Source organism: Stenotrophomonas sp. 3diitr2024 (genome assembly GCF_042136455.1).
Taxonomy (GTDB): domain Bacteria; phylum Pseudomonadota; class Gammaproteobacteria; order Xanthomonadales; family Xanthomonadaceae; genus Stenotrophomonas; species Stenotrophomonas sepilia.
Genome location: NZ_JBHHMJ010000321.1, coordinates 1 through 269, shown reverse-complemented (window position 1 = coordinate 269; position 269 = coordinate 1). Strand labels below are relative to the sequence as shown.

Genomic DNA, 269 nt, shown 5'->3' with positions numbered 1-269 from the left:
GCGCCACGCGGTGCCCGCGCACGGCCAGCGCTTGGCCATCGGCCACGCTGGCGTAGTGGTAGAGCATCATCCGCGCCTGCAGTTCGATGCTGTACTCACGCTCCAGGTCGTCCACGCCCGTGTGTGACGGGTTGCCATGCGCGCTGAGATGATCGCCATCGAAGAACAGCGGGCGGCCATCGCGCTGCGCGGGACATAGCGCGTCGTCGCACAGCACCGGCATCGGGTCCCACAGCACGCCACCGGGCAGTCCATCAACCACCTGCCGC

Annotated in this window: 1 protein-coding gene; it reads right to left on the bottom strand. The window is 68.8% G+C overall.

Annotated elements, in window-relative coordinates; translation table 11 throughout:
• The coding region (locus tag ABGA94_RS07685; protein WP_375366923.1) for an SGNH hydrolase domain-containing protein at positions 1–269 on the bottom strand (269 nt) is incomplete at both ends.